This window comes from Aeromonas sp. 55A, from assembly GCF_051919665.1.
GTDB lineage: Bacteria > Pseudomonadota > Gammaproteobacteria > Enterobacterales > Aeromonadaceae > Aeromonas > Aeromonas veronii.
Map to the genome: position 1 here is coordinate 1127064 of NZ_JBQBEH010000008.1, position 17404 is coordinate 1144467.

A 17404-nucleotide genomic window follows, 5' to 3' on the forward strand; every position below is an offset into this window, starting at 1 on the left:
TTGGTCCGTCAGGATTGGGGGGCACTCTTGTCGAGAGTACGGTGGCGGATCTGCACGTTCTTGCCGAGCAAACGGAATGCACTGGCCAGCCGTTCTGCAATAAAGACCGAGCGGTGCTGACCGCCGGTGCAACCGATGCCGACCGTGAGGTAGCTGCGATTGTTGCGCTCCAGATGGGGCAACCAGGTCGCCAGCATGTTCTCGATCTGCTGGGTAAACAGCATCACGTCAGCTTGCGCCGAGAGGTAGTTGGCGACCGGCTCATCCTTGCCGGTGAACGGCTTGAGCTCGGGGATCCAGTGCGGATTGGGCAGGAAGCGAGCATCGAACACGAAGTCGGCATCCTTGGGAATGCCGTACTTGAAGCCGAACGACTCGAACACCAGCACCAGCTCGTTCTCTTTCTTGCCGAGTACCCGGGTCTTGATGAGCTCGCTCAGGTCATGAATGCTGAGGGTGGTGGTGTCGATACGCAGGTCAGCGGTCGAGGAGATGGGCGCCAGCAGGTGGGTCTCCTCCCGAATCGCCTCATCCAGCGACAGCTTGTTGCGTGAGAGGGGGTGCAAACGGCGGCTCTCGCCATAGCGCTTGAGCAGGGTGCCGTTGTCGGCATCGAAGAAAAAGCTGGAGAACTCAACCCGCCCCTCATTGCGCACCTGAGCCAGCAGATTTTCCAGTTTCTCCGGATCGCTCGGCAGGTTGCGCACATCGATACTGACCGCCAATTTGTCGTACTGGCTCTCCACCGAGACAATCAGCTGGGGCAGCAGATTGACCGGCAGGTTGTCCACACAGTAGTAACCCAGATCTTCCAGCACTCGCAGGGCTACCGTTTTACCGGAGCCCGAACGTCCACTTACCACGATTAACTGCATCTTGTTCCCTCACGCCAAAACGGGTGTCTCATCCTTGGCCTGCTGTCAGGCCGAGGTCATGATCTGATAGAGCTCTTCGTCACTGGTTGCCTGACGCAACTGGCGGCAAACCGCCTTGTCACCCAGCTTGGAAGCCATCAGAGAAAGGGTCTTGAGATGCTGCTTGCACTCGCTTTCCGGCACCAGCAAGGCAAACAGCAGGTCAACCGGTTGATTGTCGATGGAGTCGAAAGGAATAGGGTCGGCAAAGGTCATCAGGATCGCGGTTGGCGGGAACTCATCGTCAATGCGACCGTGGGGGATCGCAATACCGGCACCGATCCCGGTACTACCCATTTTTTCGCGGGCCAGCAAGCATTCAAACAGCGCCTGACGGGAGGTGCCAAGGCGTTCGGCGGCCAGCTCGCTGATGATCTCGAGGGCGCGTTTCTTGCTGGTACAAGGGACTGCACTCTTGGTGCAGTCCCGACTCAGTATGTGTTCAAGTTGCATGGTTATTTTTTATTTAACTTATCTTTGTGCTTGATGATCTGCCTGTCCAGCTTGTCGAGCAAGGTGTCTATCGCAGCATACATATCGGCATGTTCAGAGTTGGCAAACACTTCGCCACCGCTGACGTGCAATTTGGCTTCCGCTATCTGGTTCAGTTTTTCCACGCTAAGCACCACATGAACATTGTTGATGTGGTCGAAGTGACGCTCGAGTTTGGCAAATTTGTTATTCACATAATCACGCAGAGCTTCGGTGATCTCGACATGGTGTCCGGTCAGGTTAATTTGCATAACATCATCCTTTTGTTTGCCTAAACCAGGCGTTTGCGCTGATTGGAAGGTGGGATAAACAAGGATTCGCGATACTTAGCGATCGTGCGTCTCGCCACCATAATACCCTGTTCGGCCAGCAAATCCGCGATCTTGCTATCACTTAACGGCTTGGCAGGATTCTCTGCCGTGACCAGCTTCTTGATGAGCGCGCGAATTGCGGTCGATGAGCACTCTCCTCCTCCTTCGGTGTTCACATGGCTGGAGAAAAAAAACTTCAATTCGAAGATACCACGGGGGGTATGCATGTACTTCTGGGTTGTCACCCGGGAGATGGTCGACTCATGCATCTCCACCGCTTCGGCGATGTCATTGAGCACCATCGGCTTCATCGCCTCTTCACCATACTCGAAAAAGCCCTGTTGCTGCTCGACAATGCAACTGGCCACTTTCAGCAGGGTGTCATTGCGACTTTCCAGGCTCTTGATGAACCACTTGGCTTCCTGCAAATGGGAGCGGATAAACTGGGTGTCGGTGCTGCTGCGGGCGTTGCGGGCCATGGCGGCATAGGTCTCGTTGACCCGGATGCGGGGGGCTGAGTCGGGATTGAGCTCGACCACCCACTTGCTACCCTTCTTGACCACGGAGACGTCGGGGATCACGTACTGGGAGTCGCTCTGGATGATGCCGTTACCGGGACGCGGCTCCAGCAGCTGGATCAGATCCAGCACCTCCTTGAGGTCGCTCTCTTTGAGTTTTGTCTTGCGAGCGAGGGTGCGGTAATCCCGGTTGCCGAGCAGCTCCATGTGCTCGAGGATCACCTCCTTGGCCTCGTTGAGCCAGGGGGTCTGCGGGTCATACTGATCCAGCTGGATCAGCAAACACTCCTGCACAGAACGGGCAGCAATACCGACCGGATCGAAGTGCTGCACCCGCTTGAGTACCGCCTCGACCTCATCGAGTTCCACCTCTACGTCATCGCTGGTGACGGCAGCCTGGATATCCTCCAGCGCAACGGTCAGATAACCGGATTCGTCGATGGCATCGATGATGGCGAGCGCAATGGCGGCATCCACATCGCTAAACGGTGTGAGCCGCATCTGCCACAGCAGATAATCCTGCAGGTTTTCGGTGGTTTCACCCTGATAGACGCTATCTTCCCCATCATGGATGGGGCCTGCACTCTGGGCTGTGCCGGCAGAGTAAACCTCGTCCCAGGTCGTATCCACCGGCAACTCGTCCGGCATCTGCTCCTGGGCCATGGCATCGCTGGAATCCAGCTGGCTGGCATCGACCGGCGCTTCCGGTGTGGTCTCTTGCGCCTCGCTCTCTTCCTGCTCCAGTAGAGGGTTATTTTCGAGCGCTTGCTGAATTTCCTGCTGAAGTTCCAGAGTGGAGAGCTGGAGCAGACGAATCGCTTGTTGTAATTGCGGCGTCATGGTCAGGGACTGACCGAGACGCAACTGTAATGTCGGCTTCATCTACGTCGGGATATCCTTATGTTCAGCGAAGCATTCGTCAAAGGAAATGAAGGCATGCCTCCTTACTATAGACTGAATTGATCGCCCAAATAGACGCGCTTGACCTGCTCATCGGCAAGGATCTCAGCCGGTGCACCTTCGGCAATCATCTTGCCGTGGCTGACGATATAGGCCTTCTCACATACGTCCAGAGTCTCTCTGACGTTGTGGTCGGTAATCAAGACGCCAAGGCCTCTATCTTTCAGATGCTGAATGATCTTCTTGATGTCTATCACAGAAATCGGGTCAACCCCTGCAAAGGGTTCATCCAGCAGAATAAAACGCGGCTCGGCCGCCAGCGCACGGGCAATCTCGACCCGGCGGCGCTCACCGCCGGAGAGACTCTGCCCCAGATTGTCGCGAATATGGGTGATATTGAACTCTTCCAGCAGTTGCTGAACCTTGTCCTCACGCTCCTCACGGCTCAATCCTTTGCGAGTCTGCATCACCCCCATCAGGTTGTCGAACACCGACAGGCGACGGAAGATGGAGGCCTCCTGCGGCAGGTAACCGATGCCGTTGCGGGCCCGCACATGCATGGGCTGCAAGCTGATGTCCTGATCGTCGATGGTGATGAGACCGGCATCGCGCTGTACCAGCCCCACGATCATGTAGAAGGAGGTGGTCTTGCCCGCCCCGTTGGGGCCGAGCAGGCCGACAATCTGGCCGGTGCCCACTTCAAGGCTGACGTCACTCACCACCATGCGGCGCTTGTAGCTCTTCTGCAGGCCCACTGCTTTCAACACTGCCATGGCTTATTTTCCCTGCTTCTTCTGGTCGGCGGGCTTGTCGAAATTCTCTACCTGATCCGGCAGGAACACGGTTTTGACCCGCTGGCTCGGGCTCTTGCTCTCGGCAATCATCTTCTGTTTGACGATGTCGTAGCGGATCAGATCGCCATTGACCTGGCTATCTTCCTGCTTGAGCTGACCGTTGCCGGTGATGGTCACCAGACGGTTCTTCAGCTCGTAGCGGATGGTATTGCCGTGGGCATTGACCGGCTTGCCGTTATCCAGGATCTGGAAGAAGGTGGCGGGTTTGCCGTAGGCAGTCATCACCTCGGCCCCTTTCTCACCGGAACGGGTCACTACCACCTTGTCAGCTTTGATCCGGATGGTGCCCTGATTGATGGTCACATCCTCTTCGAAGGTGATGCGGTTGTCCTGCATCTCGGCCACCTGTTTGACGGCATCGACGTAAACCTTCTCGGCAAAGTCGGACTCTTTGGCAGTCACCGCACCACACAACAACAGGGCTGCGAGGGCCAGATTAGCGTTTTTCATTGAAATAGATGGCATGGCCTTGATCCAGTAACTCAAAATATTTGCGGTCCAGATGGCCCTTGAGGCCAACCCCTTGGGTCTGGAAATCCCGACCCAGAATGTTCACTTCCCGGTTGCTGCGCACATCCTGTGTCACCAGATCCAGCTCCAGATAGGATGTATCCAGTGTGGAGATGAAAGAGGTAGGTAGCAGACCATCCAGATGCACCTTGTCCCGCAGGATGACGTTGTCGCCGGTGTTGAGCACGCCGGTTTCAGCGGTCACCTTCCACTCTGCGGCACCCTGATCGTCATACATGTAGACCACCGGCTTGTCGAAGGTGGCCTGCTCGAGGATTTGATAATACTCGGCGTAGGTCGACTCCAGCCGCTCGGTGCGCTTGCCGTTGATATCAAAACGGGTGGTGACCAGATCTTTGGCGACAAAATCCGGCTGATAGTTTTCGATTTTGACGGCGCTCTCAGGCACCAGCTCAACCTTGCCCAACTGCCAGGCAACCAGCGCGACCAGAAACAGCAGGGCAAACAACAGGGTCTGTCTGCTCATACCGAGGCCTCGGGCTGATAATCGCCGTGGCCCTGCGCCTGCAAAATGAGGTCACACACCTCGCGCACCGCGCCCATGCCACCGCCAAGCCGGGTCACCATATCGGCACGACTCAGCACCAGCGGATGGGCATCGGCCACCGCGATACCCAGGCCGCAAGCGGCCATCACCGGCAGATCGATGGTGTCATCGCCCATATAGGCGGCCTGTTCAGCAGTCAGCCCCAGCTTGGCCAGCAGCGCTTCGAAGTGAGGCAGCTTTTTATCAGCCCCCTGCACCACATGAGCCACCCCCAGGCTTTTCATCCGATCGCTGACGATACGGGAATTGCGCCCGGTGATGATGGCGATCTCGATCCCGGCATTGAGCAATGCTCGCATGCCCGCACCATCGCGGGTACAGAAGGTTTTCAGCTCTTCGCCGTTGTTTCCCATGTAGATGAGGCCGTTGGAGAGCACCCCGTCCACATCGCACACCAGCAGGCGGATTTGCGCCGCCTTGTCGAACTGGCTGCGCGTCACCGGACCATAGAGGGTCGGTACGTTTTGCATCAAATTACTCCGGCTTTCAGCAGGTCGTGCATGTTGAAGGCGCCGAGCAGGCGTTTCTCTTCATCCACGACCAGTAATCCGTTGATTTTTCTCGTTTCCATCAGCTTGACGGCTTCTGCAGCCATCATCTCTGGACCTACGGTAACACAGTTGGCCGTCATCACACGGCTGATGGGGGTGTGATGGATATCGATCTGCTGGTCAAGAATGCGGCGCAGGTCGCCATCGGTAAAGAGCCCGGCCAGCAGGCCATTGCCATCGACCACCGCCGTCATACCGAGCCCCTTGCGGCTCACTTCCAGCAGCGCTTGGCTGATGGTGGCATCTATCCCCACCCGGGGCAACAGCTCGCCGCTGTGCATCAGATCGCCAACCCGCAGCAACAGACGCTTGCCAAGGGAACCGCCCGGGTGAGAGAGGGCGAAGTCATCGGCGGTAAAACCGCGTGCTTCCAGCAGGGCGACCGCCAGGGCATCGCCCATGACTAAGGTTGCCGTGGTGCTGGAAGTGGGTGCCAGACCCAGCGGGCAGGCCTCTTTCTCCACCTTGATACACAGGTGCACGTTGGCCTCTTTGGCCATGGTGGAGGCCGGATTACCGGTCATGCAGATGAGCGGAATGCCGCGGCGCTTGAGTACCGGCAGCAGGGCCAGGATTTCGTCGCTCTCGCCGGAGTTGGAGATGGCGATGATAAGATCGCCACTGGAAATCATCCCCAGATCGCCGTGACTCGCTTCTCCCGGGTGAAGGAAGAAGGCCGGTGTGCCGGTGCTGGCGAGGGTGGCGGCGATCTTGCTGCCGATATGGCCCGATTTGCCCATGCCGGTGACCACTATCTTGCCACCGCAGCGCAGCACCATTTCGCACGCCTTGTCGAAGGCGTCGTTCAGATACTGATAGAGTCCATCAATGGCTTGCTTTTCTGTGTCCAGCACCGCGCGGGCACTGCGACGAAAATCGAACAGTTCAGACACTTTCTCAGGCTTTACAGACATAAAGACACAGCTCCGGGCCGAAATTAGCTGCGGGATTATAAAAAAGTCTGCCCGGATAAGCGAATCGGATGGCAAGTCCCGCTCTCAATGACGCACTTTGTTACAGAAAACTGTCGTGCAAATGGGCTTGCAGCCTGTTCAATAGTTGTTCCTTGCTGTTGCTTAGACCTAGACTACCCCATAAAATTCGCACCTCATTTACACCGGATGGACAATTGTTTGAACAATGACCTGATCACCATCTCCGACCTGACCTTCAGTCACGGAGATCGGCTGTTGTATGACGGGATCAACCTGACCATTCCTCGTGGCAAGGTCACCGCCGTCATGGGCCCGAGCGGCATCGGTAAAACCACCCTGCTGCGGCTGATCGGTGGCCAGCTCAAGCCGGAGTCCGGTCACATTCTGTTTGACGGGGAAGATATCCCCACCCTCTCCCGTTCGCGCCTCTATGAAGTGCGCAAGCGGATGAGCATGCTGTTCCAGAGCGGCGCCCTGTTTACCGGCATGACGGTCTACGACAACGTAGCCTTCCCGCTACGGGAACACTCCGGCCTGCCGGAGGAGCTGATCCACACCATCGTCATGATGAAGCTGCAGGCGGTGGGCTTGCGCGGCGCAGCAAAACTGATGCCCTCCGAACTCTCCGGCGGCATGGCGCGCCGGGCGGCGCTGGCACGGGCAATTGCGCTCGATCCTGACCTCATCATGTATGACGAGCCGTTCGTCGGGCAGGACCCCATCACCATGGCGGTGCTGGTCAAGCTGATCAAGGAGCTGAACGATGCCCTCGGTATCACCTCCGTCATCGTCACCCACGACGTGAAAGAGGTGCTGAGCATCGCCGATTACGCCTACATCATTGCCAATCGCAAGGTGGTGGCGCACGGCACGCCGGATCAGCTGCGCGAGGAGCACAATCCCGAAGTCGAGCAGTTCCTCAAAGGATTGCCCGATGGTCCTGTTCCGTTTCATTTTCCGGCAGGCGATCTGCTACAGGATCTCTGATGTTGATAAGTCAAATAAGCAAGCTGGGGCGGGTCGGAGTGCGGTTTATCAGCTCCGTCGGTCGCGCCACCATCATGTTGTTCCATGCGCTGGCGGGCAAACCCGAGCCGCGCAAGCACTTCCCGCTGCTTGTCCAGCAGTTGTATGTGGTGGGCGTACAGTCGGTGGCCATCATTCTGGTCTCAGGCCTGTTCATCGGCATGGTGCTCTCGCTGCAGGGTTACAACGTATTGAAGGATTTCGGCGCCGAGCAGAGTCTGGGGCCGCTGGTTTCCCTCTCCCTGCTTCGGGAGCTGGGCCCTGTGGTCACGGCGCTGCTGTTTGCCGGCCGTGCCGGTTCGGCCCTGACCGCTGAAATCGGCCTGATGAAGGCCACCGAGCAGCTTTCAAGCCTCGAGATGATGGCGGTCGACCCGCTACGCCGGGTGGTTGCTCCCCGCTTCTGGGCTGGCGTCATCAGCATGCCGCTGCTGGCCTTTATGTTCAGCCTGATCGGCATCTTCGGCGGCAAGCTGGTCGGTGTGGACTGGCTCGGCGTGGACGAAGGGGGCTTCTGGTCTGCCATGCAGGCCTCCGTCGACTGGCATGAAGACATCATGCAGGGCGCCATCAAGAGCCTGATTTTCGCCCTGGTGGTCACCTGGATTGCGCTCTTTAACGGCTATGATGCCAAGCCGACCTCGGCCGGGATCAGTCAGGCCACGACCCGTACCGTGGTCCACTCATCCCTCGCCGTGCTCGGCCTGGATTTTATACTCACTGCAGTCATGTTTGGATAAGGTAAAGATGAAGTTCAGCAAAGTAGAATTCCTGGTCGGCACCTTCATGCTGGCTGGCATCGGTGCCATTCTGGCACTGGCCCTGCAAGTGGCCGGTTTGAGCTTCAAACCGGAAGGAGAAACCTATACCCTGCGCGCGCATTTCGATAATATCGGCGGCCTGAAAGTCCGTTCGCCGGTCAAGGTCGGCGGCGTGGTGGTCGGTCGGGTCAGCGACATCGTACTGGACCCGAAAACCCAGGTGCCCGAAGTCACCCTGATGATGCAAAAGAGCGCAGGCGAGTTTGCCGATACCAGCTCCCTCTCCATCCTCACCTCCGGTCTGCTCGGCGAGCAGTACATCGGTCTGGCCCCCGGCTTCAGCGATGAGGAGATGGGCACCGAGATGCTCAAGGATGGCGACCTGATTGAAGACACCAAATCCGCCATCGTGCTGGAAGATCTGATTGGCAAGTTCCTCTACAGCCAATCCTCCGACAGCAAATCAGACAGCAAGAAGGAGTAACCATGTTCAAGAAAATCGCCCTGCTGCTGGGCCTGATGACCAGCATGCTCTTTTCCCTGTCTGCCCAGGCCGCAGTCGATGCCACCGACCCCAACGCGCTGGTGGATCAGGCTGCCAAGCAGACCTTTGCCCGCCTGAAGGCCGATCAGGCCCAGGTGAAGAGCAATCCGGATCACCTGCGGGTAATCATCCGCGAAGAGCTGCTGCCCTATGTGGACAACCGCTTCGCCGCCTACAAGGTGCTTGGCAACCAGATTAAAGAGACCACCGAAGCGCAGCGCAATGCCTTCGTCGAGGTGTTCACCGAGTACATGGTGAGCTCCTACGCCGATGCGCTGGCCCATTTTGACAAGCAGACCGTCAAGGTCGAGCCGGGCAAAGCTCCCAGCGGCAATATCACCGCCGTCAACGTCAGCGTGAAAGAGGCCGGCAAGCCGGACATCTTCCTCGAGTTCAAGCTGCGCAAGAACAACAAGACCGGCGAGTGGAAAGCCTTCGACATGGTGGCAGAGGGGATCAGCCTGCTCTCCGCCAAGCAGAGCGAGCTGGGCGGTTTGATCCGCCAGAACGGCATCGATGCGGTGATCGCCCAGTTGCGCGAGCACAACGCCAAGCCGCTGGTACTCAAACCATGACTCTCAGCGGTGAGCTGCAGGCGCCACAGGTCAATGACCTGTGGCAACGCCGCGCCGAATGGTGGCAGGACGACCAGCTCGAGCTCGGCGGCGTCACCACCCTCGACTCTGCCGGACTGGCCCTGCTGGTCAAATGGGCCAAAGCCGTATTAGCGCGAGGCGCCACACCGCAACTGGTGGGCGCCTCCAGTGATTTCTATACCCTGGCCAACCTCTACGGGGTGGCCGGGCTGTTTCAGTCAACCCCGCTCACAACTGAGGACGCATAATGCAAGTCTCTGAAATTGAAGCGATACTCCTTGAGGCTCTGCCATTGTCCGAAGTCCATGTCAAAGGGGACGGTAGTCACTACCAAGTGATCGCCGTCGGTGACATGTTTGACGGCATGAGCCGGGTCAAGAAGCAACAGGCCATCTATGCCCCGCTGATGGACAAGATCGCCAGCAACGCCATTCACGCCCTCTCCATCAAAGCGTTCACCGACGCCGAGTGGAAACGCGAACGTAAATTCCTATTGCCCTCCTGATTTGGTAACGAAGTAAAAATGGACAAATTCAAAATCGATGGTCGTTGTACTCTCAACGGCGAAGTGACCATCTCCGGCGCCAAAAACGCCGCGCTGCCGATCCTGTTCGCGACCCTGCTCTGTGATGAAGAGGTACACCTCTCCAACGTGCCGCGCCTGAAAGATGTGGGCACCACCATCAAGCTGCTGGAGATGCTGGGCGCGACCACCAAGGTCAACGGCAACGTCACCGTGCTGACCGGTGCGGTGAACAACCACGTCGCCCCCTACGAGCTGGTGAAGACCATGCGCGCCTCCATTCTGGCGCTGGGCCCGCTGGCTGCCCGTTTCGGCGCTGCCGACGTCTCCCTGCCCGGCGGCTGCGCCATCGGTGCCCGTCCGGTCAACCTGCACGTCCACGGCCTGGAGCTGATGGGTGCCAAGATCACCATCGAAGATGGTTACATCAAGGCCCGTGTCGATGGCCGCCTGAAAGGCGCCCACATCCTGATGGATATGGTCTCCGTGACCGGTACCGAAAACCTGATGATGGCTGCGACCCTGGCTGATGGTCGCACCGTGATCGAAAACGCCGCACGTGAGCCGGAAGTGGTCGATCTGGCCAACTTCCTCAATACCCTGGGCGCCAAGATCCAGGGGGCGGGCACCGACACCCTGACCATCGACGGTGTCGAGCGTCTGCACGGCGGCAACTACAGCGTGCAGCCTGATCGCATCGAAACCGGTACCTTCCTGGTGGGTGCAGCGGTCACCGGCGGCAAGATCACCTGCCGCAAGACCGACCCGACTCTGCTGGAAGCGGTACTGGTCAAGCTGGAAGAGGCTGGCGCCCTGATTGAGAAGGGTGAAGACTGGATCACCCTCGACATGACTGGCCGCACCCTCAAGCCGGTCACCATCAAGACTGCCCCCTACCCGGCCTTCCCGACCGACATGCAGGCACAGTTCACTGTGCTGAACGCCGTCGCCAAAGGCACCGGCATGGTCACCGAGACCATCTTCGAGAACCGCTTCATGCACGTTCCCGAGCTGGTACGGATGGGTGCAGACATCGAACTGCAGGGCAACGTAGCCATCTGCCGTGACACCGAGCAGCTCAAGGGTGCCCAGGTAATGGCGACCGATCTGCGCGCCTCCGCCAGTCTGGTACTGGCCGGCTTCGTAGCCGAAGGCTCCACCATCGTCGACCGTATCTATCACATCGACCGTGGCTACGAAGACATCGAGCAGAAGCTGCAGGGTCTGGGTGGCCGCATCGAACGCATCAAGGGCTGATATCTCCCTGATCGCTGGCCGATAAAAAGGCCCCCTCGCTAATGCAAGGGGGCCTTTTTACATTCACCTGGGCTGCCGAGATTCAATGCGGTCGAGAGTGGTCCATATCGTGTCAGGCTATTTACCAGCCCCCTGGCGGCCAACGTTCATTGGCTCGAGACTCGCCAAAGAACCAAAAAAGTGGGGTGACATGTCTATGTCACCCCCTCGCAAATAGCATGTTCCATATTGGAGTCCGGCCACGCCAGGTCTCTGTTTCACTTTCCGATAGTTCGCGACCTATCTTAAGTGCGCGCCAATTGCAGCAATGCAACCGACCAGCTACCCGTTACAACCTTCGTCCACACGGCAGACAAGCCACCGTGTTTGTCCTTGCGACTGAAATATTACGCATAAAAACAAAATAAAAAACGTTTTTATGCTAATTCCATTCACATCGGAGTACAAAAAACAGCCTTATCATCACCGATAAATTGTTATAAAACAGCAAGATAGATTCATGCATGGTTATTCACCCGCAAAGGGCATCAGCAATGGCTTACAAGGCTTTGCGAGATCTCGCACAAAAAATGGCCGCCTCACAGCCAACGGCGCAGTGGCAACCAGTCGCTCAGGCGGGCTATCAGTCGCCTTGACCACCCTTCAGGTTTGCGCGGCAATCCACCCGCCTGCTCCTGCCAGCGAGCCAGCCACATTCGCAACGCCTCGCAGATCGGCGGGCAATGCAAATGCAGCATCAGCTCGGTATTGAGAAACAGCGAGCGGGGATCGAGGTTGAGGCTGCCAAACAGCGCCCGCTCCCCCCCCAGCAGGATCAGCTTGGCGTGCAGGCTGCCGTGGCCGTGGTCAAACTCGGTGACCCGGATCCCGCTGCGCAGCAACCAGCCGAGATAGCGTTGGTAGGCGCCATAGACCAGTGGCACATCGGTGCTGGCCAGCGAGTTGGTGAGAATGTCGATGGCGACCCCCTGCTGGCGCAGCCGCGCCAGACGGTGCCGGAACCCACGAGTAAGGATGAGGTAAGGGGTCACCAGCCCCAACGAGCCGGGATTGTCAGCCAGCTGGCGCCAGAGCTGACGGGCGGTGGTGGGACGGGAGATCAGCCCCTTGCCGGGACGGTCGAACCACACCTCGGCCCGCCCCTCATGCCATTGCAGCGGCACATCGCGCTCGTCAAACAGCGCCGCAGGCAGATCGTAGACCGTCGCCACCGCCGGATCCGTCATGGTAAACAGGAAGTCGTTGACCACCTCTATTTCGGCGGGCAGCAGCTCGCGGCGCAGCAGATGGCGGATGGGGTGACTCCAGCGGCTGTGCCAGAACTGCTCGAACCCCTGCGCCATCTGCTGGCACAGTCCCCCCTGACAGGCGAGATCGAGATCCACGAAGGGCGCTTGCGGATCCAGACCGAAGTAGCGATCGCCGATGTTGCGCCCGCCGATCAGCGCCAGCTTGCCATCCACCAGCAGCAGTTTGTTGTGCATCCGGTGGTTGATGCGGCGAAAGCTGAGCAGTCCCTCCAGCAGCAGTGCCAGCGGGCGCCAGCCCCGCAGCCAGAAGGGGTTGAATAGCCGCACCTCGATCCCCGGGTAGTGAGCCACCATTTCCAGAAAGCGGTTGTCACCGGCATAGAGATCATCCACCAGCAGCTGTACCTTGACGCCACGCCGGGCGGCGTGAAGCAGCTCGCTCAGCAGCAGCTTGCCGCTGCTGTCCTCCTCCCAGCTGTAGTACTGCGCCTGGATCCGCTCGCGGGCATGGCGGATCCAGTGACAACGCACCTTGAGCGCCAGCTGGGGATCGTCGATCAGGGCAAAGGATCCGGGGATCATGGTGTCATCCTGCTGTCATGGCCGGGTGTCATAACGCTGGCGAGCCTCTCACATACTCAAAAGGAGTTGCTGATGGAACTGCATGATACCCCGATGTTGCGCTATCTGGGCCAGCTCAGCCAGCCAGATCTCATCCCGGCCACCGGCCCCGCCCACTGGTTTTTGCAACACAGGGACGGTGGCTGGCAATTGCCGACCGTGCAGGCGACCTTGCCGGTCAACCGGCTCAGGGCTGAGCCGCTTCGATAGCGGCAGCCTTGCCCTCGATCTGGGGCAGGCTGAAACGATAGGCTACGTAGTACTTGTAGATGGTGCCGACATAGTTGATCGGCCCCTGTCCGACTTCGTTGGCCACCAGCTGATCCACGTTACCGAACCAGACGTTGGGATCGAGCCCCAGCTTCTCCGCCTTGCCTCGCAGCGCCTGCACCCGGTTCGGCCCGGCGTTGTAGGCGGCGAGGGCAAACAGGTGGCGGTTGAGCCGATCCAGCTTGGGATCATTGAAGTAGGTATCGAGGATCAACCGCATGTAGCGACAGGCGGCCTCCACATTTCCCTCCAGCGTGGTGAGTCTGGCGCCGTTGATGCCGACCTCCCGCCCTGTGCTGGGCAGCAGCTGCATGAGGCCCACGGCCCCCTTGGGCGAACGCGCCTTGGGATTGAGGCCGGACTCCTTGTAGCCAAGCGCCGCCAGCATCAGCCAGTCGAGATCGTATTTATTGGCGTACTTCTCCAGCACTTTGCGAATGGTCGCGAGGCGCCCCATGGGGTCCGGCGCCAGGATATTGCTCATCTGATCGCTGCGAACCAGCAAGCGGCGCAGGGTCATGTCGCTGTAGAGGCTGTTGCGGCTGACGCTCGCCAGATAGCCATTGACCGCTTTCAGCAGCTCGGGGCTGTTCTTGCGCAGCGCCCAGCCACTGGTGCCGTTGCTGCGCAGGGGGATCAACTTGTGAGCCTTGAGACCGGAGATCATGCCACTCAGCCAGATCCGCCCCTTGTAGCTGTCGGTCACCGTCAGGGGAATAATGCCGGCGGCCACCATCTCCAGCAGATCGCCATCCTGTAGATATTCGGGCACCGTCTCGATATAGACGGGGGGCAGCCCCAACTCGCGAAACAACCAGTTGAGCTGGCGCAAGCTCTCGTAGTAGCTGGAGCTGGCCCGCACCCAGACCCGCCTGCCGGAGAGCTGGGTAATGCGGCTGAAGGCGGGCAGGCTGTTCTGGCTAACCACCCACTCCTCGATGGAAGAGATGAGCGGCCGGGAGAAGGCCACCTGTTCACGCCGGGTCGGGGTCACCGTCATGGTCGCCGCCACCAGATCCCCACGCCCCTCGGTCAGATAGTCCAGCAGCTTGTCCTGCCGCACCGGGATGTAGACCACCTTGAGTTTGACCTTCTCTTTAGCGAGATAGGTGTTGTTCAGCCAGCGCTCGAATCCTTGCAGCTGATTGACCAGAATGCCGTACTGGGTGCCGCGATCGAGAAAATAGAAACCGCGCTCATAGACCACCAGAGCCCTGAGTTCGCGCTTTTGCAGAATGCTTTCGAGGTCCCCGGGTTGGGGCAAACGCACCGGCTTGAGCTCAGCCGCCAGCAGGGAAAAACAGCAGAGGGCCAGCAGAGCCCAAATCCAGCGTCGCATCACGATGGCTGCCCCTGTGCTGAGGTCACGCCTGCTGCCTGTTGGCAGCACGGATCACGATAGAGGGTGGGATTGGGGGCAGAGATCCATCGCTGCGTCATGATATTTACGCCTTCTGTTGGCCGACTCGCGCCGGGCAAAACGTCTGTGGGATAGAGTAACTATAGAACGCCGACCCACAGCAGAAGGGTCAACACGGCAGGCAAACCTGCCGCGTTATCAGACAACTCAGATAGAGCGGGCCCGCATTTCGAAAATCAGTTTTTCGGCGGTGCAGGTGAATTGCAGGCGGGCTTTCAGGATCACGCCGTTGGCGCCCTGGGTCAGTTCGCTGCTCACTTGAGCTTCGGCGGTGACCTGTTTGGCCAGTACTTCATAGGCAGCCAGCTTGGCGCGGGCATCCGCCTCGGCCGCGGCTTCAATAACCAGCTCCATCACATCGTCGCCTTCGCCGATGATGGTGCCGATCTCGGCAAAACAGCCGCAGCTGTCACAGGTTTCGTTCAGTTCAACTTTCTCGTCTACAGACATTTTCTACTCCTACTGCTTATTTCGGATGATTTGCGTCGTCACGCATCGCCTTGCGAAAATCTTTGATGGCGGTCCCCAGATCCTCACCTGCACTGGCAAGACGCTTGCTGCCGAAGACCAGCACAACGACCAGCAAGAGGATCAGCATATGCCAGATATGAATTCCACCGAGTCCCATAGGGATACTCCCTCACAAAGAGATATCTGTTACTTGTATCAAAATAGAGCGCAGGGATTGTTGGGCAAAATCAAGGCAGGTGCAAGTGAGCAAATAAATCATAGCCAAAAAATAGGGCGACCCTGAGGTCGCCATATTGATTGTGCTACATGTCCCCTCAACCGCTACATCCTGTACCAGTGGTTCATGCGAACCTGAGACCATTCGAGGATAAGATCGCCAAGATATGAAAACAAATGGTATAAATTCATCTTAGAATTGAAGAGGATTCATATCATGCTGCTGGAACAACTGGGTCGCATCGACCTCAATTTGCTGATTATCCTGCAGGTATTGCTGGAAGAGCGCAACGGCAGCAAGGCGGCACGCCGCCTTCATCTGAGCCAGTCCGCGGTCAGTAAAGCCCTCGGCCGTCTGCGCGATACCTTCAATGATCCCCTCTTCATCCGATCTGCCTACGGGCTGGAACCCACCGGCCGTGCCCTTGCACTGCAGCAGCAGTTGCAACCCATCCTGCTGTCGCTGGATAACCTGATCCAGCCGCCCGAGTTTGACCCCGCCAGCTCGGAGCGGGAATTCGTCATCGCCAGCATGGACAGCGCCTTTACCCTGTTTGCCCCGCTCTACCTGAGCGAGCTGAAGCGGCAGGCACCAAGGATCCGCTTGCGTTACGAGGAGTGGACCGAGAACAGTCTGACCGAGATGAGTCAGGGACAGGTGGACATCGCCTTCGCGGTGCGAGAGAACTGCATCAGCTCCGATTATCGGCTCGATACCCTGCCCGACAGCATCTGTCAGCGAGTGCTGGCGGTCGATGATCTCACCTGTCTGGTGCAACAGCACCACCCCGCGCTGCGGGAGCCCAACTGGAATCTGGAGCACTACCTCAGCTATCCCCATGTGCAGACTTACTGCGAGGGGCGGGACCGCTGGATGCTGGATCACAAGCTGGCAGAGCAGGATCTCTACCGACGTATCGAGGCAACCGTGCCCTCCTTCGAGGCGGCGCTGCGGATGGGCATGCACTCCGACATGATAGTGACGCTATCCCGGCTCTACGCCCGCCACGCCACCCAGGTCTATCCGCTGTTACAGCTGCCGCTGCCCATCGGGTTGGACAGCATCTCCCATCTGCTCATCTGGCATCAGCGTCACAGCGAGGATCCGGGCCACCGCTGGCTGCGGGAATTGCTGCTCTCCCTCATCATGAGCAAACTGGAACCCGCTGCGACCACTCACGGGTGACCGCCCCCCTTCTCGGCGGCACAAAAAACGGGGCTCTGCGTAGCCCCGTTTCATTCACTTCAAGATGTAAACCGCTCAGCCCTGACCGGTCACCGCCAGATAGTGATGTACCCCGTCCAGCAACATCTGGACCGAGATCATCACCAACAGCATGCCCATCAGCCGTTCCACCGCAGTGAGTCCCCGCTCACCCAGCAGCTTGTTGAATACCTCGTAGAACATCAGGATCACCGCACTGGCAGCCCAGGCCAGAAAGAGTGCCAGCGACCAGTCCACCATCCGGGTCGGCTCCTGATTGGCCAGCAGCATCAAAGAAGCCAAGATAGAAGGACCGGCGATCATCGGGATCGCCATCGGCACCAGGAAGGGCTCCTCGCCCGCCGCCAGCCCGGTCACGCCCCCTTCACTCGGGAAGATCATCTTGATGGCGATCAGGAACAGGATAATGCCCCCCGCAATGCTGACCGCCTCCTGCCGCAGGTTGAGGAAACCGAGGATCTGCTGACCGACGAACAGGAACAGCATCATGATGGCCAGCGAGAAGAGCAGCTCGCGCACCATCACCTTGCGGCGTCGCTTGGGATCGATATGACGCAGTATAGAGAGGAAGACCGGCAGGTTGCCCAGCGGGTCCATGATCAGAAACAGCATGACTGCGGCAGAGAAAGTATCCATACAACGCCCGGGCTACGCCCTGAATAGGGAAAAGA

The 17404-nt window shown here is 58.6% G+C and carries 23 protein-coding genes; 9 read left to right on the plus strand and 14 right to left on the minus strand.

The window, feature by feature from the left end; genetic code table 11:
• Positions 1 to 8: 8 nt before the first annotated feature.
• From rapZ to ACTG2G_RS09240, 9 genes are all read right to left on the minus strand, one after another.
• Positions 9 to 875, minus strand: coding sequence for an RNase adapter RapZ (gene rapZ / locus ACTG2G_RS09200; RefSeq protein ID WP_005336320.1), 867 nt, complete (start codon positions 873 to 875; stop codon positions 9 to 11).
• A 45-nt stretch (positions 876 to 920) separates the two neighbouring features.
• Complete coding sequence (gene ptsN / locus ACTG2G_RS09205; protein ID WP_005336322.1) at positions 921 to 1367, minus strand: PTS IIA-like nitrogen regulatory protein PtsN; 447 nt, start codon at positions 1365 to 1367, stop codon at positions 921 to 923.
• Between the two features lie 2 nt (positions 1368 to 1369).
• Positions 1370 to 1657: a ribosome hibernation promoting factor gene (hpf, locus tag ACTG2G_RS09210; RefSeq protein ID WP_005336323.1), complete on the minus strand. Its 288-nt coding sequence runs from the start codon at positions 1655 to 1657 to the stop codon at positions 1370 to 1372.
• Between the two features lie 20 nt (positions 1658 to 1677).
• On the minus strand, positions 1678 to 3117 hold the full coding sequence (locus ACTG2G_RS09215; RefSeq protein WP_439985385.1) for an RNA polymerase factor sigma-54: 1440 nt from the start codon (positions 3115 to 3117) through the stop codon (positions 1678 to 1680).
• Positions 3118 to 3182: 65 nt separating this feature from the next.
• Entirely contained in the window at positions 3183 to 3908 is a 726-nt protein-coding gene (gene lptB / locus ACTG2G_RS09220; RefSeq protein ID WP_439985386.1) for an LPS export ABC transporter ATP-binding protein, read from the minus strand.
• Between the two features lie 3 nt (positions 3909 to 3911).
• Positions 3912 to 4439, minus strand: coding sequence for a lipopolysaccharide transport periplasmic protein LptA (lptA, locus tag ACTG2G_RS09225; protein ID WP_040068817.1), 528 nt, complete (start codon positions 4437 to 4439; stop codon positions 3912 to 3914).
• The gene (gene lptC, locus ACTG2G_RS09230) at positions 4426 to 4986 is read right to left on the minus strand and encodes an LPS export ABC transporter periplasmic protein LptC (protein WP_047438732.1); all 561 of its coding nucleotides are present in this window, start codon (positions 4984 to 4986) and stop codon (positions 4426 to 4428) included. The genes lptA and lptC overlap by 14 nt, the downstream gene beginning before the upstream one ends.
• Positions 4983 to 5537: a 3-deoxy-manno-octulosonate-8-phosphatase KdsC gene (gene kdsC / locus ACTG2G_RS09235; RefSeq protein WP_335827826.1), complete on the minus strand. Its 555-nt coding sequence runs from the start codon at positions 5535 to 5537 to the stop codon at positions 4983 to 4985. Before kdsC ends, lptC begins: the two co-directional genes overlap by 4 nt.
• Positions 5537 to 6532, minus strand: coding sequence for a KpsF/GutQ family sugar-phosphate isomerase (locus ACTG2G_RS09240; RefSeq protein ID WP_021231835.1), 996 nt, complete (start codon positions 6530 to 6532; stop codon positions 5537 to 5539). Before ACTG2G_RS09240 ends, kdsC begins: the two co-directional genes overlap by 1 nt.
• Positions 6533 to 6739: 207 nt before the next feature.
• On the opposite strand from ACTG2G_RS09240, the gene mlaF reads away from it, so the two are divergent.
• The 7 genes from mlaF to murA are packed head-to-tail and all read left to right on the plus strand — an operon-like array spanning position 6740 to position 11260.
• Positions 6740 to 7540: a phospholipid ABC transporter ATP-binding protein MlaF gene (gene mlaF / locus ACTG2G_RS09245; RefSeq protein ID WP_005336343.1), complete on the plus strand. Its 801-nt coding sequence runs from the start codon at positions 6740 to 6742 to the stop codon at positions 7538 to 7540.
• On the plus strand, positions 7540 to 8319 hold the full coding sequence (gene mlaE, locus ACTG2G_RS09250) for a lipid asymmetry maintenance ABC transporter permease subunit MlaE (protein ID WP_005336345.1): 780 nt from the start codon (positions 7540 to 7542) through the stop codon (positions 8317 to 8319). Before mlaF ends, mlaE begins: the two co-directional genes overlap by 1 nt.
• 7 nt (positions 8320 to 8326) lie before the next feature.
• Positions 8327 to 8824, plus strand: coding sequence for an outer membrane lipid asymmetry maintenance protein MlaD (gene mlaD / locus ACTG2G_RS09255; protein WP_005336348.1), 498 nt, complete (start codon positions 8327 to 8329; stop codon positions 8822 to 8824).
• Positions 8825 to 8826: 2 nt separating this feature from the next.
• Entirely contained in the window at positions 8827 to 9459 is a 633-nt protein-coding gene (locus tag ACTG2G_RS09260) for an MlaC/ttg2D family ABC transporter substrate-binding protein (protein ID WP_005336350.1), read from the plus strand.
• Positions 9456 to 9728 (plus strand): STAS domain-containing protein, encoded by a 273-nt coding sequence (locus tag ACTG2G_RS09265; protein ID WP_005336352.1) that lies wholly within the window; start codon positions 9456 to 9458, stop codon positions 9726 to 9728. The genes ACTG2G_RS09260 and ACTG2G_RS09265 overlap by 4 nt, the downstream gene beginning before the upstream one ends.
• Complete coding sequence (gene ibaG / locus ACTG2G_RS09270) at positions 9728 to 9985, plus strand: BolA family iron metabolism protein IbaG (protein ID WP_005306001.1); 258 nt, start codon at positions 9728 to 9730, stop codon at positions 9983 to 9985. The genes ACTG2G_RS09265 and ibaG overlap by 1 nt, the downstream gene beginning before the upstream one ends.
• Positions 9986 to 10003: 18 nt before the next feature.
• The gene (murA, locus tag ACTG2G_RS09275; protein WP_005336355.1) at positions 10004 to 11260 is read left to right on the plus strand and encodes a UDP-N-acetylglucosamine 1-carboxyvinyltransferase; all 1257 of its coding nucleotides are present in this window, start codon (positions 10004 to 10006) and stop codon (positions 11258 to 11260) included.
• A gap of 578 nt (positions 11261 to 11838) precedes the next feature.
• Here the strand turns inward: murA and ACTG2G_RS09280 are convergent.
• Entirely contained in the window at positions 11839 to 13092 is a 1254-nt protein-coding gene (locus tag ACTG2G_RS09280) for a phospholipase D-like domain-containing protein (protein ID WP_421338871.1), read from the minus strand.
• A 72-nt stretch (positions 13093 to 13164) separates the two neighbouring features.
• Between ACTG2G_RS09280 and ACTG2G_RS09285 the strand changes: the two genes are divergently transcribed.
• Positions 13165 to 13341 (plus strand): hypothetical protein, encoded by a 177-nt coding sequence (locus ACTG2G_RS09285; RefSeq protein WP_005339947.1) that lies wholly within the window; start codon positions 13165 to 13167, stop codon positions 13339 to 13341.
• On the opposite strand, the gene ACTG2G_RS09290 is transcribed toward ACTG2G_RS09285, so the two are convergent.
• From ACTG2G_RS09290 to tatA, 3 genes are all read right to left on the minus strand, one after another.
• A complete protein-coding gene (locus ACTG2G_RS09290; RefSeq protein WP_421387511.1) occupies positions 13319 to 14740 on the minus strand; it encodes a transglycosylase SLT domain-containing protein in 1422 nt (473 codons plus the stop codon). The two genes, ACTG2G_RS09285 and ACTG2G_RS09290, sit on opposite strands and share 23 nt — an antisense overlap.
• 228 nt (positions 14741 to 14968) lie before the next feature.
• Positions 14969 to 15271 (minus strand): YfcZ/YiiS family protein, encoded by a 303-nt coding sequence (locus ACTG2G_RS09295; RefSeq protein WP_227341809.1) that lies wholly within the window; start codon positions 15269 to 15271, stop codon positions 14969 to 14971.
• A gap of 16 nt (positions 15272 to 15287) precedes the next feature.
• Entirely contained in the window at positions 15288 to 15449 is a 162-nt protein-coding gene (gene tatA / locus ACTG2G_RS09300) for a twin-arginine translocase TatA/TatE family subunit (RefSeq protein ID WP_005339944.1), read from the minus strand.
• Positions 15450 to 15725: 276 nt separating this feature from the next.
• Between tatA and ACTG2G_RS09305 the strand changes: the two genes are divergently transcribed.
• Complete coding sequence (locus ACTG2G_RS09305) at positions 15726 to 16694, plus strand: LysR family transcriptional regulator (protein ID WP_005357635.1); 969 nt, start codon at positions 15726 to 15728, stop codon at positions 16692 to 16694.
• A gap of 75 nt (positions 16695 to 16769) precedes the next feature.
• Here ACTG2G_RS09305 and ACTG2G_RS09310 read toward each other — a convergent pair whose 3' ends face one another.
• Positions 16770 to 17369: a YhgN family NAAT transporter gene (locus ACTG2G_RS09310; protein ID WP_013724175.1), complete on the minus strand. Its 600-nt coding sequence runs from the start codon at positions 17367 to 17369 to the stop codon at positions 16770 to 16772.
• Positions 17370 to 17404: the final 35 nt, after the last annotated feature.